The organism is Ancylobacter tetraedralis, assembly GCF_014195655.1.
Taxonomy (GTDB): Bacteria; Pseudomonadota; Alphaproteobacteria; order Rhizobiales; family Xanthobacteraceae; genus Ancylobacter; species Ancylobacter tetraedralis.
Genome location: NZ_JACICD010000002.1, coordinates 49,658 through 69,944, shown reverse-complemented (window position 1 = coordinate 69,944; position 20,287 = coordinate 49,658). Strand labels below are relative to the sequence as shown.

The window sequence follows — 20,287 nt, the reverse complement described above, 5'->3', positions numbered from 1 at the left end:
GGGCTACTCGTTGCAGATGGGGGCGTCAGAAGCGGTCGGGACGGAAGGAATCGATCGGGATCGAGGGCGGGCGCCCGCCGGCCAGCTCGGCGATGAGCCGGCCGGTCGCCGCGCTCTGTGTCAGGCCGAGATGGCCGTGGCCGAAGGCATAGAACACGCGTGGGTCGGCGGTCGAGGGGCCGATGACGGGGAGCGAATCGGGCATCGAGGGGCGAAAGCCCATCCATTGCCGCCCGCCTTCGGTCCTGAGGCCCGGCAGGAAGGTGGCGGCCTTTTTCAGCATCGCTTCGGAGCGCCTGAAATTGGGAGGTGCGGTGAGCCCGCCCAGTTCCACCGCGCCGCCGACGCGGATGCCGGTGACGAGCGGCGAAACCACGAAGCCGTGGCCGCCGAAGGTGAGCTGGCGCCGGAGGTCGAAGGCGGTTCCCGGCAGCGTCGTGTTGTAGCCGCGCTCGGTCTCCAGCGGAACGGCATCGCCCAGCCCTTTCGCCAGCGGGCGCGACCAGGCGCCGCCCGCCAGCACGACCTGGCCGGCGAGCAGCCGGGAGCCGTCGGCGAGGTGGACACGCACGCCATCCGGCCCCGGTTCGAGGCGCACCGCCTCGCCATGGGTGATGGTGCCGCCGCGCGCGATCACGGTATCGAACAGCGTCATCGCGAAGCGGTAGGGGTCGGCCACCGTCTGCCAGTGCGGGGTGAAGGTGCCGACCGTGAAGCGCGGCGAGAGGCCGGGCTGGAGTTCCGCCAGGCGCTCGCCGCGCGCGTGCTCGAAGCGGATACCCTCGCTCGCGCGCGCTTCCCAGCCGGGCAGCGCGGCCTGCCATTCCGCCTCGCTCTCGTAAAGCTGGAGATTGCCGTCGCGCCGCACCAGCGGGCGCAGCCCGGCGGCGTCGACCATGGCGTCCATCGCGGTGGCGGCGAGCCGCATGAGCCGCGCCTGCACCAGCAGCGAATGGCGGTAGCGATCGGGCAGGCCGGCGCGGCCGAAGCGGATCAGCCACGGCAGGATGCGCGGCAGGTAGGACGGGGGAACCGACAGGGGCCCGAGCGGATCCAGCAGCCAGGTCGGCGCCTTGCGCAGGATGCCGGGCGAGGCCAGAGGCAGGATGTCGGTGAAGGCGAAGGCGCCGGCATTGCCATAGCTCGCCCCTTCCGCCACGCCGTTGCGCTCCAGCAGGCGCACCCGCCGGCCCTCGCCGATGAGGTGGAAGGCGGCGGCGAGGCCGACAATACCGGCGCCGATGACGATGATGTCGCTGGCCGCGTCGTTGTGTGCCGGGGGCTGGCCGTCACCGGCAGCGGCGCGGACGGCGTTGGCGGCAACCGAGTGGCTGTTCATTCTGCCCTGCTGAGATCTCTGTCGCGACCTTCACGGCCGGGTCCGATCCCCGGGAATCGACGCCGTCCTGACGCTCCGGCCGGGCACCTCGGCCTTTCCACCTCCCGGGTCAAGCCCGGGCGGCGGGGTCTTTGGTCTCATGATGCCCGCCATGGCCGCGGTAGGACCGACATCGCCCGCGGCAGATGCTCCCATGCGGCCCTCCGAGAGGCCTTCCGGCCCGCCGCTTCAGGCCGGCTTCAGGCAGCCCTGGCGAGAGTCGGGCGGGTGGCCAGCGCTTCGGCGACGATCGTCTCGACCTTGGCGCGCTGCGCGCCTTCCAGCGGCAGCCGGGGCGCGCGCACATGTTCGGTGGTGCCGGTCACCAGCGCCTCGACCAGCTTCAGATTCTGCACGAGATAGGTCGACACGTCGAGGTCGAGCAGCGGACGGAACCAGCGATAGATCGCCAGCGCCTCGTCATAGCGCTTGGCCTTCATCAGCCGATAGATGGCGACCGTCTCTTCCGGGAAGGCGACCACGAGGCCTGCCACCCAGCCGACCGCGCCGACGGCGAGCGCCTCATAGGCGAGATTGTCGACGCCGGTGAAGACGTCGAAGCGGCTGCCCAGCGCGTTGATGATCTCGGTGCTGCGGCGGATATCGTCGGAGGATTCCTTGATCGCCACGAAGCGGGAATCCCGGGCCAGTTCGGCCATGATCTCGATGGTGACGTCGACCCGGTAGGCGACGCGGTTGGAATAGATCATCACCGGCAGGTCGCCGGCCTGCGCCACCGCGTTGAGGGTCGCGACCGTTTCCTTCGGGTTGGTGTGGTAGACGAGGCTCGGCACCACCATCAGCCCGTCCGCGCCGGCCGTGTGGGCGCGGGAGGCGAGGGCGGCGCAATCGCGGGTCGCCGCGTCGGCAATGGTCATCAGCACCGGCTTGCGGCCGGCCACCGACTTGGCGATGGCGAGCACCTCGAGGCGCTCGTCATGCGAGAGCATGGGGCCTTCGCCGAGCGAGCCGTTGACGATGATGCCGTCGACGCCGGCATCGATCTGGAGGGCGAAGCAACGCTCCATTTCGCGGGCGTCAAGAGCGCCAGCCTCGGTGAACTTGGCGGTAACGGCGGGGAAGACACCTGTCCACATGGCTCGCGCTCCTGATGCGTGACGGAATTGGGCTGCAAGGAATTCGTCGGGAGCATCTATTTTTTGGATCCAATTTGCAATATCCTTTTTTCGTTCGTCGAGGGAATGCGACATGAAGGTGAAGGCGACCGATATCGGCCAGATGGCCTCGGCTTCCGAGGTGATCTTCGAGGCGCTGCGCGAGGCCATCACCCAGGGCGAGGTGAAGGAGGGCGAGGCCCTGCGCCAGGACCGCATCGCCCGCATGTTCAATGTCAGCCGCATCCCGGTGCGCGAGGCGCTGACCCGGCTGGAGGAGCAGGGCCTGGTCTCGACACAGCGCTATCGGGGCGCGGTGGTCTCCAGCCTCTCCATCGCGGAAATCGAGGAAGTGTTCGAGTTTCGCGCGCTGATCGAGCCGGAGGTGCTGCGGCTGGCGATTCCGCGCATGTCGGAGGCGGCGCTCGCGCGGGCCGGCGACTTCGCCGCGTCCTTCGCCAGCGAGCCGGACAGCGCGCGCTGGGGAGAGCTCAACCGGCGCTTCCACTATGCGCTGTATGAGGATTCGGCGCGGCCCTATTACCTCTCCACCATCAACGCCGCGCTCGACCGGGTGGACCGCTACTCGCGCGCCCAGCTGGTGCTGACCGACGGCATGGCGCGGGCGCAGCGTGAGCACGAGCAGATCCTGGCGGCCGTGGTGGCGCGCGATGCCGACCAGGCGGCGGCGCTGACCCGCGAGCATATTCTGGCGGCGGGCCGCTCGCTGGTGGATTTTCTCAGTCGCAGCCGTGCCGGTGAGAAAGCGGTCCTCGCCGGCTAGGATACGCGGCGACAATGTTCGGGGTATTTATATACCGCTTTGCATGAACGGCCATGTTCCCGCCTCAAAAAACATCCGGCTGGGCATCGAAGCTTGCCACTTAAGACTTTCGAGCCGGGTGACGAAGCGTTATGCGGGAACCTTCACGGTGCCGTCATAGGCAGCCGGCAGGGACCCTCGCGCCCATGAACCGACGCCGCTTCATCACCGGTGTAGCCGGTGTCCTTGTCGCCCTGCCCGCCGCGGGCCCGGCCGGGTCGGTGGCGTGGGCGCAGGCCCAGCCATCGACACAAGCACAGTTGCAGCCCTCCGCGCGCGAAACCGGGCCGCTCGCCTTGTTCGTGCCGGCCGGCGGGGGCGGGGGCGGGGGGCTGGAGCGCCTCGCCCAGGCGATCGACATGAGCCTGCGCGAGACCGGCCTCGTCGCCGATCCCGTAACGGCCTATCATCCCGGCACCGCGGCGGGTGGTCTCGTGCAGTTCGTCGACCGCGAGCGCGGGCGTACCGATCTGCTGATGGTGTGCGGTATCGGCATGGCGGGCGTCGCCGTCATGCAGCATCTCGCCGTCAGCCTGTCCGACCTGACGCCGATTGCCTGTCTCATCACGGAGAACCTCATCCTCGCGGTCAGCGTCGATTCGCCGTTCCGGTCGCTGGGCGACCTGCTCTCGGCGATGCGGCAGCAGCCTGACGCGGTATCCTTCGTGGGTTCCTCGCTCGGCAGCACGGATCATCTGCTGGTCGGCATGCTGGCACGCCATGTCGGCATTTCCGGGCGTCTCGTCGGCTATCATCCCTATGTCGGCGGCGTTGGCGCGGCGGATGCCGCGGTGCGCGGGGCGGCGGTCGGCGTCGTTTGCAGCCTCGGCGATATTCTGCCGGAGGTGAATGTCGGGCGGCTGCGGGCGCTGGCCATCTCGTCCTCGCAGCGCCTGCCAGGCGTGGCCGTGCCGACCTTTGCCGAACAAGGCGTCGATATCCGGCTGGCCAACTGGCGCGGCGTGTTCGCCCCGCCGGGGATCGGCGTCGACAGTCAGGCCGATCTGGTCGGGCTGATGGAGCGTATGGTCGCGGGCCAGGCATGGCGGGCGCGGCTGTTCCAGTACAATTGGCAGAGCAGCCTGAGGACGGGCGAGGATTTCGCACGCTTCGTGCGCGAGGAGACCAACCGCGTGCGCAGCCAGATCAGCGCGCTCGGTCTGATCTGACGCCCCCGGCGCTGCCCACTCCGTCCGCCGGCACGAGGGCGGGCCGGGGCAGATCCGCCGCGATGAAGCTGCCGCGCGCCTCGCGCACCGCGCCGGCGATGAAATCCTCGACTTCGCGGATGCGCCGCAGCCCGTGAATATCGGCATGGGTGACGAGCCAGTAGGCACGGCGGAAACTCAGTTCCGGCAATAGCCGCACCAGTTCGCCATGCGCGCGGGCGGCGTAGTCGTGCAAGATGCCGATGCCCGCCCCGGCGCGCACCGCCTCCATCTGCCCGACCACGCTGGCGCATTCGAGCCGCCGGGCCTCCACTTCGCGAAACGCCTCGAAATAGTCGAGGGCCGGCGAATAGACGAGATCGGGCACATAGGTCACCAGCAGGCGTCCGGCGAGATCGGCGAGCCGCGCGACCGGCCCGGTGCGCTCCAGATAGTCGCGCGTGGCGTAGACGCCGAGGCTGTAATCGGTGAGCTTGCGGGCGACGAGCCGCCCCTCGCCCGGGCGCTGCAGCGTCACCGCGATGTCCACCTCGCGCTTGGGCAGCGAGAAGCTGCGCGGCAGCGGCGCGAGCTGGATGGTGAGGCTGGGATGTTCATCCGCGAGCCGGCCGAGCCGGGGGGCCAGGAAATAGGTGCCGAAGCCGTCCGGTGCGCCGATCCGCACGGTGCCGGCCAGCGCGAGATCGACATTGCCGAGCGCGGCCTGCGCCTGCAGCATTTCGGTCTCGATACGCTCGGCATGGGCGAGCAGGCGCTCGCCCGCCGGAGTGAGTTCGCTGCCCGTGGTGCGGCGCTCGATGAGCTTGGACCCCAGGCCGGCCTCCAGCGCCGCAAGCCGGCGGCCCACCGTGGCATGGTCGAGCCCGAGCTGGCGCGCCGCCGCCAGCATCTGGCCGGCCCGCGCCACGGCGAGGAAAATCCGCAGGTGATCCCAGTCCATCATGGTCGCCTCCGTCGCGCTTATTCTTGATTGTCTGTTCTTGTTAGCCCGTTTACGCACAACGGATGCGGGAACATCGTCGTTGAAGTGAGCTGTTTCGGCAAGCACAACGAGGGTCACACAAACAGGGGAGATCGTCATGGCGGTCATCGGGCATTACATCGGCGGCAAGAGCGTCACCACTGCCGGACGGACGGCGCCGGTCTTCGATCCCGCGACCGGCGCGCAGACCGGCGAGGCGCTGCTCGCCTCCACCGCGACGGTGGGCGAGGCGGTGGCCGCGGCGGCCGCGGCCTTCCCGGGCTGGGCCGATACCCCCACGCTGACCCGCGCCCGCGTGATGTTCAAGTTCAAGGCGCTGCTGGAGCGCGACATCGACGCGCTGGCCGAGGCCATCACCCGCGAGCACGGCAAGACCTTCGAGGATGCCAAGGGCGAGGTGACCCGCGGCATCGAGGTGGTCGAGTTCGCCTGCGGCATCCCGCATCTGCTGCGCGGCGATTTCACCGAGCAGGTGGCGCGCGGCGTCGACGTGTTCTCGGCCCGCCACCCGCTCGGCGTGGTGGCCGGCATCACCCCGTTCAACTTCCCCGTCATGGTGCCGATGTGGATGTTCCCGGTGGCGATCGCCTGCGGCAACAGCTTCGTGCTGAAGCCCTCCGAGAAGGACCCGACCCCCTCGCTGATGCTGGCCGAACTGCTGGCGGAAGCCGGCCTGCCGGCCGGCGTGTTCAACGTGGTGCAGGGCGACAAGGAAGCGGTCGACGCGCTGCTGACCCATCCCGACGTCGCCGCGGTCAGCTTCGTCGGCTCCACGGCCATCGGTGAGTATGTCTACAAGACCGCCGCCGCACACGGTAAGCGCGCGCAGGCGCTGTGCGGCGCCAAGAACCACCTCGTCGTCATGCCCGACGCCGACCTCGACAAGACGGTCGATGCGCTGATGGGCGCGGGCTATGGCTCGGCCGGCGAGCGCTGCATGGCGGTGTCGGTCGCCGTGGCGGTGGGCGGCGTGGGCGATGCGCTGCTCGACAAGCTGGTGCCGAAGGTGCGCGCGCTGAAAGTGGGCCCCGGCCTCGATCGCGACAGCGAGATGGGCCCGCTGGTCACGAAGGAGCACCTCGCCAAGGTCTCCGGCTATGTCGATGCCGGCGTCGCGGAAGGCGCGAAGCTCGTGGTCGACGGGCGCGGCCTGAAGCTGCAGGGCTATGAGGACGGCTATTTCATCGGCGGCTGCCTGTTCGACGACGTCACCCCCGACATGAAGATCTACAAGGACGAGATCTTCGGCCCGGTGCTCTCCGTCGTGCGGGTGGATAGTTTCGCCGAGGCGCTCCAGCTGGTGAACGACCACGAATACGGCAATGGCGCCGCCATCTTCACCCGCGACGGCGACAGCGCCCGCACCTTCGACCGCGACGCCAAGGCGGGCATGATCGGCATCAACGTGCCGATCCCGGTGCCGGTGGCGTTCCACTCCTTCGGCGGCTGGAAGCGCTCGGTATTCGGCGACCGCAACGTCTACGGCATGGAAGGCGTGGGCTTCTACACCAAGATGAAGACCACCACCGCCCGCTGGCCCACCGGCATCCGCGAGGGCGCCCAGTTCGTCATGCCGACGACCGGGAACTGAGGTCCGGCCAGGGTTCGGACGCGGTCAAGCACTATGGAATGCCCGGCGAGGAGCCGGGCATTTTCGTTTGAGGGACATTCCCTGCTGCCAGTTTGCGGCAGCAGGCCTGCTATCATCCCCGCATGTCGCGCTCCGAACGGCTTCTCGATCTGCTGCAGCTGCTGCGCCGCCATCGACGGCCGGTGAGCGGCAAGGTGTTGGCGCACGAGCTGGGCGTGAGCCTGCGCACGCTCTATCGCGACATCGCCACGCTGCAGGCGCAGGGGGCGACCATCGAGGGCGAGGCGGGGGTGGGCTATGTGCTCAAGCCCGGCTTCCTGCTGCCGCCGCTGATGTTTTCGCCCGAGGAGCTGGAGGCGCTGGTGCTCGGCTCGCGCTGGGTGGCCGAGCGGCTCGACGGGCACCTCGCCGAAGCGGCGCGCTCGGCGCTGGCGCGCATCGGAGCGGTGCTGACGGCGACGCTGCGCGCGGAAATGGACGCGTCCTCGCTCATTGTCGCGCCCGGCGCGCCGATCCCGGTCGATATCGTCGACCCGGCGCTGCTGCGCAAGGCGATACGCACCGAGCGCAAGCTGGTCCTCGCCTATCGCGATGCGCAGGGCGCGGCGAGCTCGCGCACGGTCTGGCCCTTCGCGCTCGCCTTCTTCGACCAGGTGCGGCTGCTGCTGGGCTGGTGCGAACTGCGCGGCGATTTCCGCTCTTTCCGCACCGATCGCATCATCCGCGCCGACATCACCGAGCAGCGCTACCCGCAGCGTCGCGCCGCGCTGATGACCGCGTGGCGCCAGCAGCAAAAGCTGGCGGGCGGCGCTGGCTGCTGACGGAAACTGGCAGCAGGGGGCGATAGATGGGTGTCCTCGATCCACCGATGGGGCCCACCATGACCGACGCCAGCAATATCCTTCTCTATGTCAACGATCCCGCTGCCAGCGCCCGCTTCTACACCCGCCTGCTGGAGCGTGACCCGATCGAGCAGAGCCCCGGTTTCGCCCTGTTCCCGCTGGCGGCGGGCGTGGCGCTGGGCCTGTGGCGGCGCGACGACGTGCAGCCGGCGCCGCAGCTGCGCGCCGGCGGCGGCGAGATCGGCTTCAAGGTCGCGGATGCCGCCGCCGTCGATGCCGCCTATGAAAGCTGGGCCGCGCAGGGCGTCGCCATCGCCCTGAAGCCGACCGATCTCGATTTCGGCCGCAGCTTCGTTGCCCTTGATCCCGATGGTCATCGGCTGCGGGTCTATGCGCTGGGCGCGGCGATTTAGGCGACGTGGGATGAGGGGCGGGAGGCGGCGGGGGTCGCCCGCCGTCTCACCCCCGCTCGCGGCCGAAATCGGGCTCCGCCGTCTCCTGGCCGATCTCGATGATCGAGCGGCGGATGGCGCGGGTGCGGGTGAACAGGTCGAACAGCTTGTCCCCCTCGGCCCAGCGGATCGCCCGCTGCAGTGCGATCAGGTCCTCGGTGAAGCGGCCCAGCACCTCGATCACCGCCGCGCGATTGTTGAGGAACACGTCGCGCCACATGGTGGGGTCGGACGCCGCGATGCGGGTGAAGTCGCGGAAGCCGCCGGCCGAGTACTTGATCACTTCCGACTGGGTGACGTTTTCGAGGTCCGCCGCCGTGCCGACGATGTTGTAGGCGATGAGGTGCGGCACATGCGAGGTGATGGCCAGCACCAGATCGTGGTGCTCGGGCGTCATGATCTCGACATTGGCGCCCATCGCGCTCCACAGCCCCGAGAGCCTGGCCACCGCATCCGCATCCGCGCCCTCTGGCGGGGTGAGGATCGACCAGCGGTTCTGGAACAGCGTGGCAAAGCCGGCATCCGGGCCGGAATACTCCGTTCCCGCCACCGGATGGCCGGGAATGACGTGCACGCCCTCGGGCAGATGCGCCCGCAGCGCGTTCAGCACCGCGCCCTTCACCGAGCCGACATCGGAGACGATGGCGCCCGGCGCCACATGCGGGGCGATGGCTTGCGCCACCGCGCCCATGGCGCCGACCGGCACGCACAGGATGACGATGTCGGCGCCCGCCACGGCTTCGGCGGGTGTGGCGGCAATGAGGTCCGCGAGGCCGAGCGTGGCCGCGCGGGCGCGCACCGCCGCATCGCCGTCATAGGCGATGAGCGTGCCCGCCAGCTTGCGCGCCGCTGCCGCGCGCAGGATGGAGGAGCCGATCAGCCCGATGCCGATGACGGCGAGCCGGCCGACCAGCGGCTGCGCCAGCGGGGGATCAAGCACCATGACCCGTGCCCGCCCGTTCGCCCGTCTTTCCGAGGAATTCCGCCAGCGCGGCGACCAGCAGGCGGTTCGCCTCCTCGGTGCCGATGGTCAGGCGCAGCGCGCCCGGCAGGCCATAGGAATCCACCCGCCGCAGGATCAGCCCGCGCTGCATCAGGAAGGCGTCGGCCTCCTTCGCGGTCTTGCCCGGCGCGTCGGGGAAATGCACCAGCAGGAAATTGGTGACGCTCGGCGTGACCGTCAGCCCCAGCGCGGTCAGTTCGTGCGTCAGCCAGGGCAGCCATTGCTCGTTATGCGCGACCGCCGCCTCGGTGTGGCCCGTGTCCTGGATCGCCGCGATGGCGGCGGCGATGCCGGGCGCGGAGACGTTGAAGGCGCCGCGGATGCGGTTGAGCGCGTCGATCACCTCGGCCGAGCCATAGGCCCAGCCGACGCGCAGGGCGGCAAGCCCGTGGATCTTGGAGAAGGTGCGCAGCATCAGCACGTTCTGCGTGGTGGCGACCAGCTCGATGCCGGATTCATAATCGTTGCGGCGCACATATTCCGCATAGGCCGCGTCGAGCGCGAGCAGCACGTTCGGCGGCAGGCCGCGCTGCAGGCGCTTGATCTCGTCGAAGGGCAGGTAGGTGCCGGTCGGGTTGTTGGGATTGGCGAGGAAGACCACGCGCGTGCGATCCGTCACCGCCGCCAGCAGCGCGTCGACGTCGGAATGATGGTCCGTCTCCGGCGCCACCACCGGCGTCGCTCCGGCCGCCAGCGTGGCGATGCGGTAGACCAGGAAGCCATATTGCGAATAGAGCACCTCGTCGCCCGGGCCCGCGAAGGCCAGAGCCGTGAGCATGAGCAGCTCGTCCGAGCCGGTGCCGCAGACGATGCGCGCGGGGTCGAGCCCGTAGGCGGCGCCGATCGCCTCGCGCAGCTTGAGCGAGGAGCCGTCGGGGTAGAGTTCCAGCGCGTCGAGGGAGCGGTAGGCCTCCAGCGCCTTCGGGCTGGCGCCGAGCGGGTTCTCGTTGGCCGAGAGCTTGAACACCCTTGTGCCCGGCCCCGCGCTCGCCTTGCCGGGCACATAGGCCTCGATCGCCAGCACGCCGGGGCGCGGGACGGGACGGCTCGGGAGGGTGGCGGACGACATGGCAGGCACTCCGAAGGGGCGGAAAGGGAGGGCGCGCGTCAGGGGTTTCCGGCGCGGGCGTCGATGGGGGCGGCGCCCGGCGGCAGCGCGGGGTGCGGCGAATGGGTATGGCGGCGCGCATGGCTACCCACGAGGGCCACTGCACGCACCGAGGCGCCGGCCGCCCGCAGCGTCGCGAGCACGGCATCGAGCGCGACCGCACCGCCGACCGGGATCGACACCAGCAGCGCCGCGCCATCGAGCCCGCGATCGGGCACGGCGATGACATCGGCCAGCGGGGCGAGCGCGCGGGCGGCCTGGGCGGACCAGCCGCCGACATGCAGGCTCCAGGTCTCCACCTCCGTCACCGCGCCATCCGTCACCGGGTGGGCGATGCAGAAGACGGGCAGGCCGGCGGGGTGGTCGGCGCGCTCCACAAAGGGCAGCCGGGCGATGATCTTGGGCGCGTGCGCGCCTTCGAGCGCGGTCCACCAGGCGCTGGCGCCGGGCGGGGCGAAGGCGGGGACGAGGCCGAGGTCGCCGCGCGAGGCAGCCACCGCCGCCACCACGCCCGCGGGGCCCATATGCGCGACGAAGGGCACGGTGAAGCCGAAATGGAAGCGCGAGGTATCGCGCATCGCGGCCTCGCCGGCGGCCAGGTCCGCATGCACGGCATAGGGCGCCTGCACATAGGTGAAAGTGGAGATGATCACCCGCCAGATGCCTTCCACCGTATCGAGCGGCAGGATGCCCCGGTGGCGGTCCACCAGCTGGCGCATCATCGAGGCCTCGCGCGCCGGGCGAAAGGCGGAGCCGCCCTCGGCGCCGCGCGCCCGCTTCACCGCCACCAGCCGGTCGATGATCTGGCCGCGCTCGATCAAAAGCGCGTGCATCGCCGCGTCGATGCGGTCGATTTCCGAACGCAGCACCGCGAGGTCTGGCGCGGGAGCGGGGGGGGCGCTGCCGGCGTTCAGAACCGAGGCGTCGTCGGGCGTGGCGAGGGGGCGAGGGTTCTCGTTCATCGGCCGATGTTCCTAGCGCCGTGCGCGCGCGGCGCAAAACAAAATCTCACCGTGCCCGATATTGACAAGCCGGTGCTGTGGGATCATCCGTGCGTCCGGTATAACGAACTGTTTGTCCGGTTGGACGGTTGATCATGGCCGAAGGCGACACGACCACCCTGGAAAGGCCGTTTTATGAGGCCGCGCGCGGCGAGGCGGACCATCCGCATTCGCTGGTGGCGCGCTTCGGTGCCGATGCGCCGCTGCCGCTCGACGCCGGCGGCATGCTGAGCCCGTTCCAGATCGCCTACCAGACCTATGGCACGCTCAACGCCGCGCGCAGCAACGCCATCCTGCTGTGCCACGCGCTGTCGGGCGACCAGCACGCCGCCAACGTGCATCCCGTCACCGGCAAGCCCGGCTGGTGGGAGACGCTGGTGGGGCCGGGCAAGCCGATCGACACCGACCGCTTCTTCGTCATCGCTTCCAACGTGCTCGGCGGGTGCCTCGGCACCACGGGGCCGTCCTCCACCAATCCGGCGACCGGCCGGCCCTATGGGCTCGACCTGCCGGTCGTGACCATCCGCGACATGGTGCGCGCGCAGTCCATGCTGGTCGACCATCTCGGCATCCAGCGGCTGCTGGCCGTTGTGGGCGGCTCCATGGGCGGCATGCAGGTGCTGCAATGGGCGGCGAGCTATCCCGAGCGGGTCTTCGCGGCGATGCCGATCGCCACGGCGGCGCGCCACTCGGCGCAGAACATCGCCTTTCACGAGGTCGGCCGCCAGGCGGTCATGGCCGATCCCGACTGGCGCGCCGGGCGCTACCTGGTCGAGGGCACCAGCCCGCGGCGGGGCCTCGCGGTCGCGCGCATGGCGGCGCACATCACCTATATGTCCGACAGTTCGCTGCACCGGAAGTTCGGCCGCCGGCTGCAGGACCGCGACGGGCACACCTTCTCGTTCGACGCGGATTTCCAGGTGGAATCCTATCTGCGCCACCAGGGCGAGGCCTTCGTCGACCGGTTCGACGCCAATTCCTATCTCTACGTGACCCGCGCCATGGATTATTTCGACCTCGCGGCGGATTATGGCGGGGTGCTGGCCCATGCGTTCAAGGGTAGCCGGACGCGCTTCTGCCTCGTCTCCTTCACCTCCGACTGGCTGTTCACCACGGCCGATTCGCGCGCGGTGGTGCATGCGCTGAACGCGGCCGGCGCGCAGGTTTCCTTTGCCGAGATCGACAGCGACAAGGGCCACGACGCGTTCCTGCTGGAGGAGCCGGAATTCTCCGCCATCACCCGCGGCTTCATCGATGCCGCGGCCCGCGCGGTGGGGGTCGCGTGATGTCGCCGCGCGATATTGCCATCCACGACCTCACCATGAAGGAGGCCGCCCGCGCCGCCTCCGGCAAGCGTGTCGACCTCTTGCTGATCGCCGACATGGTGGCGCCCGGCTCGCGCGTGCTCGATGTCGGTTCGGGCGATGGCGAGTTGCTGGAGCTGCTCGCCACCACGCGCGGCTGCGATGCGCGCGGCATCGAACTCTCGCGCGAGGGGGTCAATGCCGGGGTGGCGCGCGGTCTCGCCATCATCCAGGGCGACGCCGATCTCGACCTCGCCGATTATCCCGACGGCGCCTTCGACTACGTGATCCTGTCGCAGACCATCCAGGCGACGCGGCGGCCGAAATGGGTGCTGGAGCAGATGCTGCGCGTGGGCCGGCGCGCCATCGTCTCCTTCCCGAATTTCGGCTTCTGGCGCCTGCGGCTCGACCTGCTGGTCAATGGCCGGATGCCCAGTTCCGACAACCTGCCCTATAGCTGGCACGACACGCCGAACATCCATTTCTGCACCATTCGCGACTTTGTCGATCTGGTGGGGGAGGTCGATGCAAAGATCGAGCGCGCCACGGCGCTCAACGCGTCCGGCCATCCGGTGCGCGTCAACCTGCCCTGGGCGGTGTGGAACCTGCTCGGCGAGCAGGCGGTGTTCCTGCTCTCGCGCAAGGACTGAGCCGCGCGCGCCCGCCGGGCCGTCCTCAGCCGCCCAGCGGGCGGGGGGACAGAACGGGTTCGAGCACCGGCCGCAGCACGCGCAGCTGCGCGGCGCGGCGTTTGGTGACCACCGGCTTGTAGACCTGCTTGGTCGCTTCCACCACATGCACGCCGGCGAAGGGGAGGGAGAGGGAGGCACCCGCGCGCTCCCACGCCACGGCCGATCGCAGCAGCCAATTATGCGCGACGGGCGGCATGTAGAGCGCCTCGCCCCAGGCGACCGGCGTGAACAGCGCCTCGCGCAGGAGGTCGGTGATCTGCCCGCGCGAGTAGGGCCGGCCATGGCCGAACGGGTTATTGTCGACCCGCGCCCAGACGCCGCGCCGGTTGGGCACGACGCACAGCACCCGCCCGCCCGGGGCCAGCACGCGCCAGACTTCGCGCAGCACGTCCTCGGCGGCGGGGGTCATTTCCAGCAGGTGCACGGCGATGACGCGGTCGACCATGCCGTCGCGCAGCGGCAGCTCGGTCTCGTCGACCAGCGCCGCCAGCGTCGGCGCGGCGGAGGGCCAGCGGGTCACGCCCTGCGCGCCGGGCATGAAGGCGAGCGTGCGCTCGCATTCCTCGCGGAACACGCCGAGATAAGGCGTGGCATAGCCGATGCCGAGCACGGCGAGGCCGCGCACATCGGAAAAGCGCGCGCGGATGGACCGCCCGATCAGGCGGCGGGTGACCACGCCGAGGGGCTGGGCATAGAAGCTGCGGAGGTCGACGACGTCGGGAAACATGGGCCGAGCTTATATCCCGGCCAGTGACGACTTGAAATCACCACGTATTTACGCCACATAGGCACGGTGTACGGGTGGTTTGCCCGTATCGGGGCCGCGTTGCGCGACGTCCGCTTCGGTTCAGCCGCAGCAGTCTTCAGCCCCTCATCATCACATATCGCCGACGTCCCAGGCCACGCGGGGTGTCTCAGACCCCCGCGTTCGCGTTCGCAAGGCCCGATGCCTGCGAAGCCGATCGCCCATGAAAGAACGCTACTTGACCACTTTCTCCGAACTTGGCCTTGCCGAACCGATCCTCAAGGCCCTCGCGGAAGCCAACCACACGATTCCCACGCCGATCCAGGCGCAAGCCGTGCCCCAGGTGATGGCGGGCCGCGACCTCGTCGGCATCGCCCAGACCGGCACCGGCAAGACCGCAGCCTTCGCGCTGCCCATTCTCCACCATCTCGCCACCAACCGCTTTCGCCCCGAGCGCCGCTCGGCCCGCGCGCTGGTGCTGAGCCCGACCCGCGAACTCTCCGGCCAGATCCTCGAGAGCTTCCGCCTCTATGGCAAGCACCTGCGCCCCTCCACCGCGCTCGCCATTGGCGGCGTGCCGATCGGCCGGCAGGCCCGCTCGCTCGCCGGCGGCGTCGATGTGCTGGTGGCCACGCCCGGCCGCCTCGTCGACCTGATGCAGAACGATGCCGTGCGGCTCGACATGGTCGAGGTGTTCGTGCTCGACGAAGCCGACCAGATGCTGGACATGGGCTTCATCCACGCCATCCGCGCCATCGTCGCCAAGCTGCCGGCCAAGCGCCGCAACCTGTTCTTCTCGGCCACCATGCCGCGCGAGATCGAGAAGCTGGCCGAGGCCCTGCTGAAGGATCCGGTGCGTGTCGCCGTGACCCCGGTCGCCAAGACCGCCGACCGCGTCGAGCAGAAGGTGATCTTCACCGATCGCGCCGGCAAGCCGGGCCTGCTGGTCGAACTGCTCTCCGACACCGCGCTCGACCGCGCGCTGGTGTTCTCCCGCACCAAGCACGGCGCCGACCGTGTGGTGAAGGGCCTGAACGTCGCGGGCATCGCCGCCGAGGCGATCCACGGCAACAAGTCGCAGCCCCAGCGCGAGCGCGCCCTTGCCGCCTTCCGGCAGGGCACGGTCAAGGTGCTGGTGGCGACGGATATCGCCGCCCGCGGCATCGACGTGCCGGGCGTCAGCCATGTCGTGAACTACGACCTGCCCAACGTGCCCGAGAGCTATGTCCACCGCATCGGCCGCACCGCGCGCGCCGGCAAGGAAGGCATCGCCATCTCGCTGTGCGACGGTGAGGAGCGCGCCTTCCTGCGCGACATCGAGCGCCTGATCAAGCTGACCATCCCGTCGGAGGACCGTCGCGGCGAATCGCGCCGCGAAGGCGCGGTGCGGCCGGAAGGCTTCGATTCGCCGCGCGAGCGCGATCCCCGCGCGACGCGCCGTGAGGGCGACCGTGGTCCGCGTCGTGACGGCGAGCGCAGCGCGCGACCCTTCCAGCGCGGCCCGCGCCCGGAATATCGCGGCACGGACGCGCGTCCCGAAGGCCGGGGCGAGCCCCGTCCCGCTGGCGAGATGACGGGCGTGCGCTTCATGCAGCCCGCCCGGGCCGACGAGCGCGGTGCGCGCCCGGAACGTCCGCGTCACGAGCGTCCTCATCATGAAGGCGCCCGTCACGAGGGCGCCCGTCACGAGGGTTCGCGCCGCGACGGCCAGCGCGCCGAAGGTCCGGCACGCGAGCAGCAGCGCAGCGGACCGCGTAATTCGGTCCGTCCTGCGCGTTGAACGAGACAAAAGCGCTGCCGTCAGGATATGTGCCTGACGGCAAGCACTCGATAAGCCTGTACGAGGAGAGCCAGGAATGGCCAAAGAGGAACTGCTCGAGTTCGACGGCACCGTGACCGAGGTGCTGCCTGACGGAAATTTCCGCGTCAAACTCGACAATGACCACGAGATTCTCGCCTATGCGGCGGGCAAGATGAAGAAGAACCGCATCCGCACCATCGTCGGCGACCGGGTGGTGGTGGAGATGTCGCCCTACGACCTCGAGCGTGGGCGCATCAACTTCCGCCACAAGACCGGTGGCCCGACCCCGCCGATCGGTTCCGGCCAGCGCCGTCCGCCTCCGGGCCGGCGTCGCTGAACGCTTGGCAGGGCGTCCGCGCGCGGGCTCGATACCGGATTGCGCGACGAAAACCCGTCGAGAGACAGGCCCGGGGCGTTTCCGTGAACCCTGGTTCACGGAAACGGTTCGAGCGGCCTGTTACCGCGCCCGGCGTGTCAGCGTGAGCGCTGGCGCGTGCGGGGCGTGATGCCCAGCGCCTGCGCGAGATCCGTGGGCCGGTCCTCAGGTTCGCTGAGATCCATCTCCGCCGCCACATGCGCGATGTGCTCGCGCATCAGCCGCGTCGCTTGGTCGGCATCGCCGCGCTCGATTGCCCCGAGAATGTCGCCGTGCTCGCTTGGTGGGCAGGCGGCGTGCTCGCCGCGTGCGTAGAGCAGGATGGCGAGCGAGCTCAGCGCGTGCAGCTCGGTGAGCAGGCGCACGAAAACCGGGTTGCCCGCCTCTTCCGCCAGCGCGACATGAAATTCGCCGGTGAGCCGCACCAGCGTCCCGCGATCCCCCGCGGCGCGCGCCGCATTCTCGCGCGCCACGTGGCGGCGCAGCCGCGCCAGCGCCTCGGCGCCGCAGCGGCAGGCGAGGGCATGCGCGACCTCCGGCTCCACCACCGCGCGCGCCTCCAGCACATGGCGCGCATCGGCACGGCTGGGCGCCGCGACGAAGGCGCCGCGATTGGGGTGCTGCTCGACAATGCCGTCCTGGGCGAGACGGGCGAGGGCCTGGCGCACGACGGTGCGGCTGACGCCGAACAATTCGGCGAGGCGCTCCTCGGTGAGCTTCTCGCCGGGCGGCAGCCGGCGCTCGAAAATGGCCTGCAGCAGCCGCGCGCGAATCACCGCCTCGGAACGCCCCCGGCGGGTGGCCGGCACATCGGGCGCGGCCCGTTCGGTCGTCTCGTCGTTCATGGGGGTCCCGGCGTCTGGTCCGGGGACTTAAGCATTTCCCGCCGCTTCACGCCACGGGCGGTGGTGACACGATCCGCCTGCGGAACGTCACACCGGCCAGTCGGCCAGCCGCCAGGCCGAATCCCAGAACATCCATTCCAGCTGGCAGGCGCGCGTATAGGCATGGTGCATGCGCGCCCGCTCGTCTGCCGAGGCGGCGGCCGCTGCGCGATTCGTGGTGGCGATCACCGCGCGCACCGCCTCGTGGAAATCCTCGCCGGCATAGGTGTCGATCCAGGCATCATAGGGATTCGGACGCACGGCGCGGCCGAGGATGTCGCGGCCGATCTCGGCATAGATCCAGAAGCAGGGCAGCAGCGCCGCCAGCACGACCGGATAGGGCTCCGCGTGCGCCGTTCCGATGAGGAAGCTCGAATAGTGATGGCAGACGGGCGACATCTGCGTGCGCGCGAAATCCGCGGGCGCGATGCCGAAGCGGGTGAAGAACTCGGTATGCAGCGAGCGCTCGACGACCACCGCCACCTTGGCGGCCTCGGCGAACTGCACCAGCCCGTCGGGGTCGTCGGCCTTGCCGGCGGCAATGGCCAGAGCGCGGCCGAAGGCGATGAGGTAATGCGCATCCTGCACCATGTAGTGCTGGAAGCGCTCCTGCGAGAGGGTGCCGTCCGCCAGCGCATCGTTGAAAGGCAGCGTGCGGATGGCCTCGTAGAGCGGCGCGTTGCGGCTCCAGGCCTCCGTGCTGAAGGTCGGGGCGGCGGAACGGGCGGCATCGCTCATGGCAGGCTCCACTCGGGCGAGATCCAACTTGGCGGGTTCAACCGGCCGGTTCCCGGCCGGTTCAGTCTCCAGCGGGTGGCGGCGGCGGCATCGGTCCGGCGGCTGCCGCCATTGGCAAGGGCGGCGAGGCTGGCAAGCGCCGGCCAAGGTCAGGGCCTTGCCATTGGCAGGACTTGCCATCGCCAGGACTTGGATACTGCACTTGAATACGACACTTGGACACGACACCTGGATACGACAAGGGCCGCTGTGGAAGCGGCCCTTTTTCTTGCGTCGATGCGGAGCACGCGCGGCGTCAATGCGAGGCGCGAGCGTCGCTTTCGATGGCGGAAGCCGCGGATTTTAGCTGCTCCAGCACGACAAGCCGGCGCGCCTTGGTGGCCTCGTCGCGGGCGTCCTCGACGTCTTCCTGGGCGTCGCGAATCATCTGCTGGAGATTGTCGGCGCGCAGCTCGGCGAGCGGCACCGCGGTTTCGGCGAGCACGGTGAGGCCCTGCGGATTGGCCTCCGCGAAGCCGCCGCGCACGAACAGCTTGCGCGGGGCGCCATCGCCCTTGATGGTCAGGATGCCGGGCTTCAGCGTCGACACGAAGGGCGCGTGACCGGCGAGGATGCCGAACTCGCCCTCGCTGCCGGGCACCACGACTTCCGTCACCTGGCCGGAATAGACGAGGCGTTCCGGGGAGACGAGTTCGAACGGGAAGGTGGCCATGGATCCTCCAGAGGATGCGTCGGCACGGAGGCGTCGGCTCGGGCGTCAGCTTTGGCGTCGGCTTGGGCAGTTCGTCGCCCGGACCGGAGATCGGCGCCGGGCGACGTTCGTCAGGTAAGGGCGATCACGCAGCCTCGGCCGCCAGCTTCTTGCCCTTCTCGATCGCCTCTTCGATGGTGCCGACCATGTAGAAGGCCTGCTCGGGCAGGTGGTCGTACTTGCCTTCCACCAGGCCCTTAAAGCCCTTGATGGTGTCGGCGAGGTCGACCAGCTTGCCGGGCGAGCCGGTGAACACTTCGGCGACGTGGAAGGGCTGCGAGAGGAAACGCTCGATCTTGCGGGCGCGGGCGACGGTGAGCTTGTCCTCTTCCGAGAGCTCGTCCATGCCCAGGATCGCGATGATGTCCTGCAGCGACTTGTAGCGCTGCAGGGTCTGCTGGACCTGACGCGCCACGTTGTAGTGCTCCTCGCCGATGACCAGCGGCGAGAGAATGCGCGAGGTCGAATCGAGCGGGTCCACCGCGGGGTAGATGCCCTTTTCCGCGATCGAGCGCGACAGAACGGTGGTCGCGTCGAGATGGGCGAAGGAGGCGGCGGGCGCCGGATCGGTCAGGTCGTCGGCGGGCACGTAAATGGCCTGAACCGAGGTGATCGAGCCCTTGGTGGTGGTGGTGATGCGCTCCTGCAGCGCGCCCATGTCGGTGGCGAGCGTCGGCTGATAGCCCACCGCCGAGGGGATGCGGCCGAGCAGCGCCGACACTTCCGAACCCGCCTGGGTGAAGCGGAAGATGTTGTCGACGAAGAACAGCACGTCCTGGCCCTGGTCGCGGAAATGCTCGGCCACTGTGAGGCCGGTCAGCGCGACGCGGGCGCGGGCACCCGGGGGCTCGTTCATCTGGCCGTAGACGAGGGCGCACTTGGAGCCGGCCGACGAGCCATTATGCTCGTGCGGGTCGACGTTCACCTTCGACTCGATCATCTCGTGGTAGAGGTCGTTGCCCTCGCGGGTACGCTCGCCCACGCCGGCGAACACGGAATAGCCGCCATGCGCCTTCGCGATGTTGTTGATCAGCTCCATGATCAGCACGGTCTTGCCGACGCCGGCGCCGCCGAACAGGCCGATCTTGCCGCCCTTGGAATAGGGCGCCAGCAGGTCCACCACCTTGATGCCGGTGACGAGGATCTCGGCTTCCGTCGACTGGTCGGCATAGGAGGGCGCCTCCTGGTGGATGGCGCGCTTCATCTCGCCGACCACCGGGCCGAGTTCGTCCACCGGCTCGCCGATGACGTTCATGATGCGGCCGAGCGTGGCCTCGCCGACCGGCACCATGATGGGGGAGCCGGTATCGGACACCGCGTGGCCGCGGACCAGACCCTCGGTCGAATCCATGGCGATGGTGCGCACGGTGTTCTCACCAAGATGCTGGGCGACCTCGAGTACGAGGCGCGACCCGTTATTGGTGGTCTCCAGTGCGTTCAGAATCGCCGGCAGGTGGCCGTCGAACTGCACGTCGACAACAGCGCCGATGACCTGAGTGATGCGTCCGTCCGTGTTCGCCATCTTCATGCGT

Annotated in this window: 20 protein-coding genes; 9 read left to right on the top strand and 11 right to left on the bottom strand. The window is 69.4% G+C overall.

Translation table 11 applies throughout. The annotated features are described in order from the left end of the window. Positions 1 to 25: 25 nt before the first annotated feature. Both FHS55_RS05600 and FHS55_RS05595 read right to left on the bottom strand, forming a co-directional pair. Positions 26 to 1,339 (bottom strand): NAD(P)/FAD-dependent oxidoreductase, encoded by a 1,314-nt coding sequence (locus FHS55_RS05600; RefSeq protein ID WP_183188732.1) that lies wholly within the window; start codon positions 1,337 to 1,339, stop codon positions 26 to 28. A 239-nt stretch (positions 1,340 to 1,578) separates the two neighbouring features. After that, positions 1,579 to 2,475, bottom strand: coding sequence for a dihydrodipicolinate synthase family protein (locus tag FHS55_RS05595; RefSeq protein ID WP_183188731.1), 897 nt, complete (start codon positions 2,473 to 2,475; stop codon positions 1,579 to 1,581). A gap of 112 nt (positions 2,476 to 2,587) precedes the next feature. On the opposite strand from FHS55_RS05595, the gene FHS55_RS05590 reads away from it, so the two are divergent. Together FHS55_RS05590 and FHS55_RS05585 are read left to right on the top strand one after the other, a co-directional pair. Further along, positions 2,588 to 3,277, top strand: coding sequence for a GntR family transcriptional regulator (locus FHS55_RS05590; protein WP_183188730.1), 690 nt, complete (start codon positions 2,588 to 2,590; stop codon positions 3,275 to 3,277). A 185-nt stretch (positions 3,278 to 3,462) separates the two neighbouring features. Beyond that, a complete protein-coding gene (locus tag FHS55_RS05585; protein WP_183188729.1) occupies positions 3,463 to 4,485 on the top strand; it encodes a Bug family tripartite tricarboxylate transporter substrate binding protein in 1,023 nt (340 codons plus the stop codon). On the opposite strand, the gene FHS55_RS05580 is transcribed toward FHS55_RS05585, so the two are convergent. Then, complete coding sequence (locus FHS55_RS05580; RefSeq protein ID WP_246339935.1) at positions 4,463 to 5,425, bottom strand: LysR family transcriptional regulator; 963 nt, start codon at positions 5,423 to 5,425, stop codon at positions 4,463 to 4,465. The genes FHS55_RS05585 and FHS55_RS05580 overlap by 23 nt on opposite strands. Positions 5,426 to 5,564: 139 nt before the next feature. Here FHS55_RS05580 and FHS55_RS05575 point away from each other — a divergent pair, with 139 nt between their 5' ends. From FHS55_RS05575 to FHS55_RS05565, 3 genes are all read left to right on the top strand, one after another. Beyond that, positions 5,565 to 7,058 (top strand): CoA-acylating methylmalonate-semialdehyde dehydrogenase, encoded by a 1,494-nt coding sequence (locus FHS55_RS05575; protein WP_183188728.1) that lies wholly within the window; start codon positions 5,565 to 5,567, stop codon positions 7,056 to 7,058. A gap of 122 nt (positions 7,059 to 7,180) precedes the next feature. Next, entirely contained in the window at positions 7,181 to 7,879 is a 699-nt protein-coding gene (locus FHS55_RS05570) for a helix-turn-helix transcriptional regulator (protein ID WP_183188727.1), read from the top strand. 59 nt (positions 7,880 to 7,938) lie between these two features. Then, on the top strand, positions 7,939 to 8,313 hold the full coding sequence (locus FHS55_RS05565; protein ID WP_183188726.1) for a VOC family protein: 375 nt from the start codon (positions 7,939 to 7,941) through the stop codon (positions 8,311 to 8,313). Positions 8,314 to 8,359: 46 nt separating this feature from the next. On the opposite strand, the gene FHS55_RS05560 is transcribed toward FHS55_RS05565, so the two are convergent. Genes FHS55_RS05560 through FHS55_RS05550 form a run of 3 tightly spaced genes read right to left on the bottom strand, consistent with a single transcriptional unit; the run spans position 8,360 to position 11,425 of the window. After that, positions 8,360 to 9,295, bottom strand: coding sequence for a prephenate/arogenate dehydrogenase family protein (locus tag FHS55_RS05560; protein ID WP_183188725.1), 936 nt, complete (start codon positions 9,293 to 9,295; stop codon positions 8,360 to 8,362). Beyond that, on the bottom strand, positions 9,285 to 10,424 hold the full coding sequence (hisC, locus tag FHS55_RS05555) for a histidinol-phosphate transaminase (RefSeq protein WP_183188724.1): 1,140 nt from the start codon (positions 10,422 to 10,424) through the stop codon (positions 9,285 to 9,287). Before hisC ends, FHS55_RS05560 begins: the two co-directional genes overlap by 11 nt. A gap of 38 nt (positions 10,425 to 10,462) precedes the next feature. Further along, the gene (locus FHS55_RS05550) at positions 10,463 to 11,425 is read right to left on the bottom strand and encodes a chorismate mutase (protein ID WP_183188723.1); all 963 of its coding nucleotides are present in this window, start codon (positions 11,423 to 11,425) and stop codon (positions 10,463 to 10,465) included. 134 nt (positions 11,426 to 11,559) lie between these two features. On the opposite strand from FHS55_RS05550, the gene metX reads away from it, so the two are divergent. Next, the gene (metX, locus tag FHS55_RS05545; protein ID WP_183188722.1) at positions 11,560 to 12,750 is read left to right on the top strand and encodes a homoserine O-acetyltransferase MetX; all 1,191 of its coding nucleotides are present in this window, start codon (positions 11,560 to 11,562) and stop codon (positions 12,748 to 12,750) included. A 35-nt stretch (positions 12,751 to 12,785) separates the two neighbouring features. Continuing rightward, entirely contained in the window at positions 12,786 to 13,418 is a 633-nt protein-coding gene (gene metW / locus FHS55_RS05540; protein ID WP_425485796.1) for a methionine biosynthesis protein MetW, read from the top strand. Positions 13,419 to 13,443: 25 nt separating this feature from the next. Here the strand turns inward: metW and FHS55_RS05535 are convergent, their stop codons facing one another. Next, positions 13,444 to 14,187 carry a class I SAM-dependent methyltransferase gene (locus FHS55_RS05535; protein WP_183188720.1) on the bottom strand — a complete coding sequence of 248 codons (744 nt, stop codon included), beginning with the start codon at positions 14,185 to 14,187 and terminating at the stop codon, positions 13,444 to 13,446. A 241-nt stretch (positions 14,188 to 14,428) separates the two neighbouring features. On the opposite strand from FHS55_RS05535, the gene FHS55_RS05530 reads away from it, so the two are divergent. Further along, positions 14,429 to 15,985 (top strand): DEAD/DEAH box helicase, encoded by a 1,557-nt coding sequence (locus tag FHS55_RS05530; RefSeq protein WP_183188719.1) that lies wholly within the window; start codon positions 14,429 to 14,431, stop codon positions 15,983 to 15,985. 76 nt (positions 15,986 to 16,061) lie between these two features. Further along, on the top strand, positions 16,062 to 16,343 hold the full coding sequence (gene infA / locus FHS55_RS05525; protein ID WP_183188718.1) for a translation initiation factor IF-1: 282 nt from the start codon (positions 16,062 to 16,064) through the stop codon (positions 16,341 to 16,343). A gap of 137 nt (positions 16,344 to 16,480) precedes the next feature. On the opposite strand, the gene FHS55_RS05520 is transcribed toward infA, so the two are convergent. The 4 genes from FHS55_RS05520 to atpD all read right to left on the bottom strand — a co-directional run bounded on the left by FHS55_RS05520 (position 16,481) and on the right by atpD (position 20,277). Then, positions 16,481 to 17,227 carry a GntR family transcriptional regulator gene (locus FHS55_RS05520; protein ID WP_183188717.1) on the bottom strand — a complete coding sequence of 249 codons (747 nt, stop codon included), beginning with the start codon at positions 17,225 to 17,227 and terminating at the stop codon, positions 16,481 to 16,483. Between the two features lie 87 nt (positions 17,228 to 17,314). After that, positions 17,315 to 18,004 (bottom strand): thiaminase II, encoded by a 690-nt coding sequence (gene tenA, locus FHS55_RS05515; protein WP_183188716.1) that lies wholly within the window; start codon positions 18,002 to 18,004, stop codon positions 17,315 to 17,317. 295 nt (positions 18,005 to 18,299) lie between these two features. Further along, positions 18,300 to 18,716, bottom strand: coding sequence for a F0F1 ATP synthase subunit epsilon (locus FHS55_RS05510; RefSeq protein ID WP_183188715.1), 417 nt, complete (start codon positions 18,714 to 18,716; stop codon positions 18,300 to 18,302). Positions 18,717 to 18,840: 124 nt separating this feature from the next. Beyond that, positions 18,841 to 20,277, bottom strand: a complete 1,437-nt coding sequence (gene atpD, locus FHS55_RS05505; RefSeq protein ID WP_183189224.1) for a F0F1 ATP synthase subunit beta — start codon at positions 20,275 to 20,277, stop codon at positions 18,841 to 18,843. Between the last annotated feature and the right edge of the window lie 10 nt (positions 20,278 to 20,287).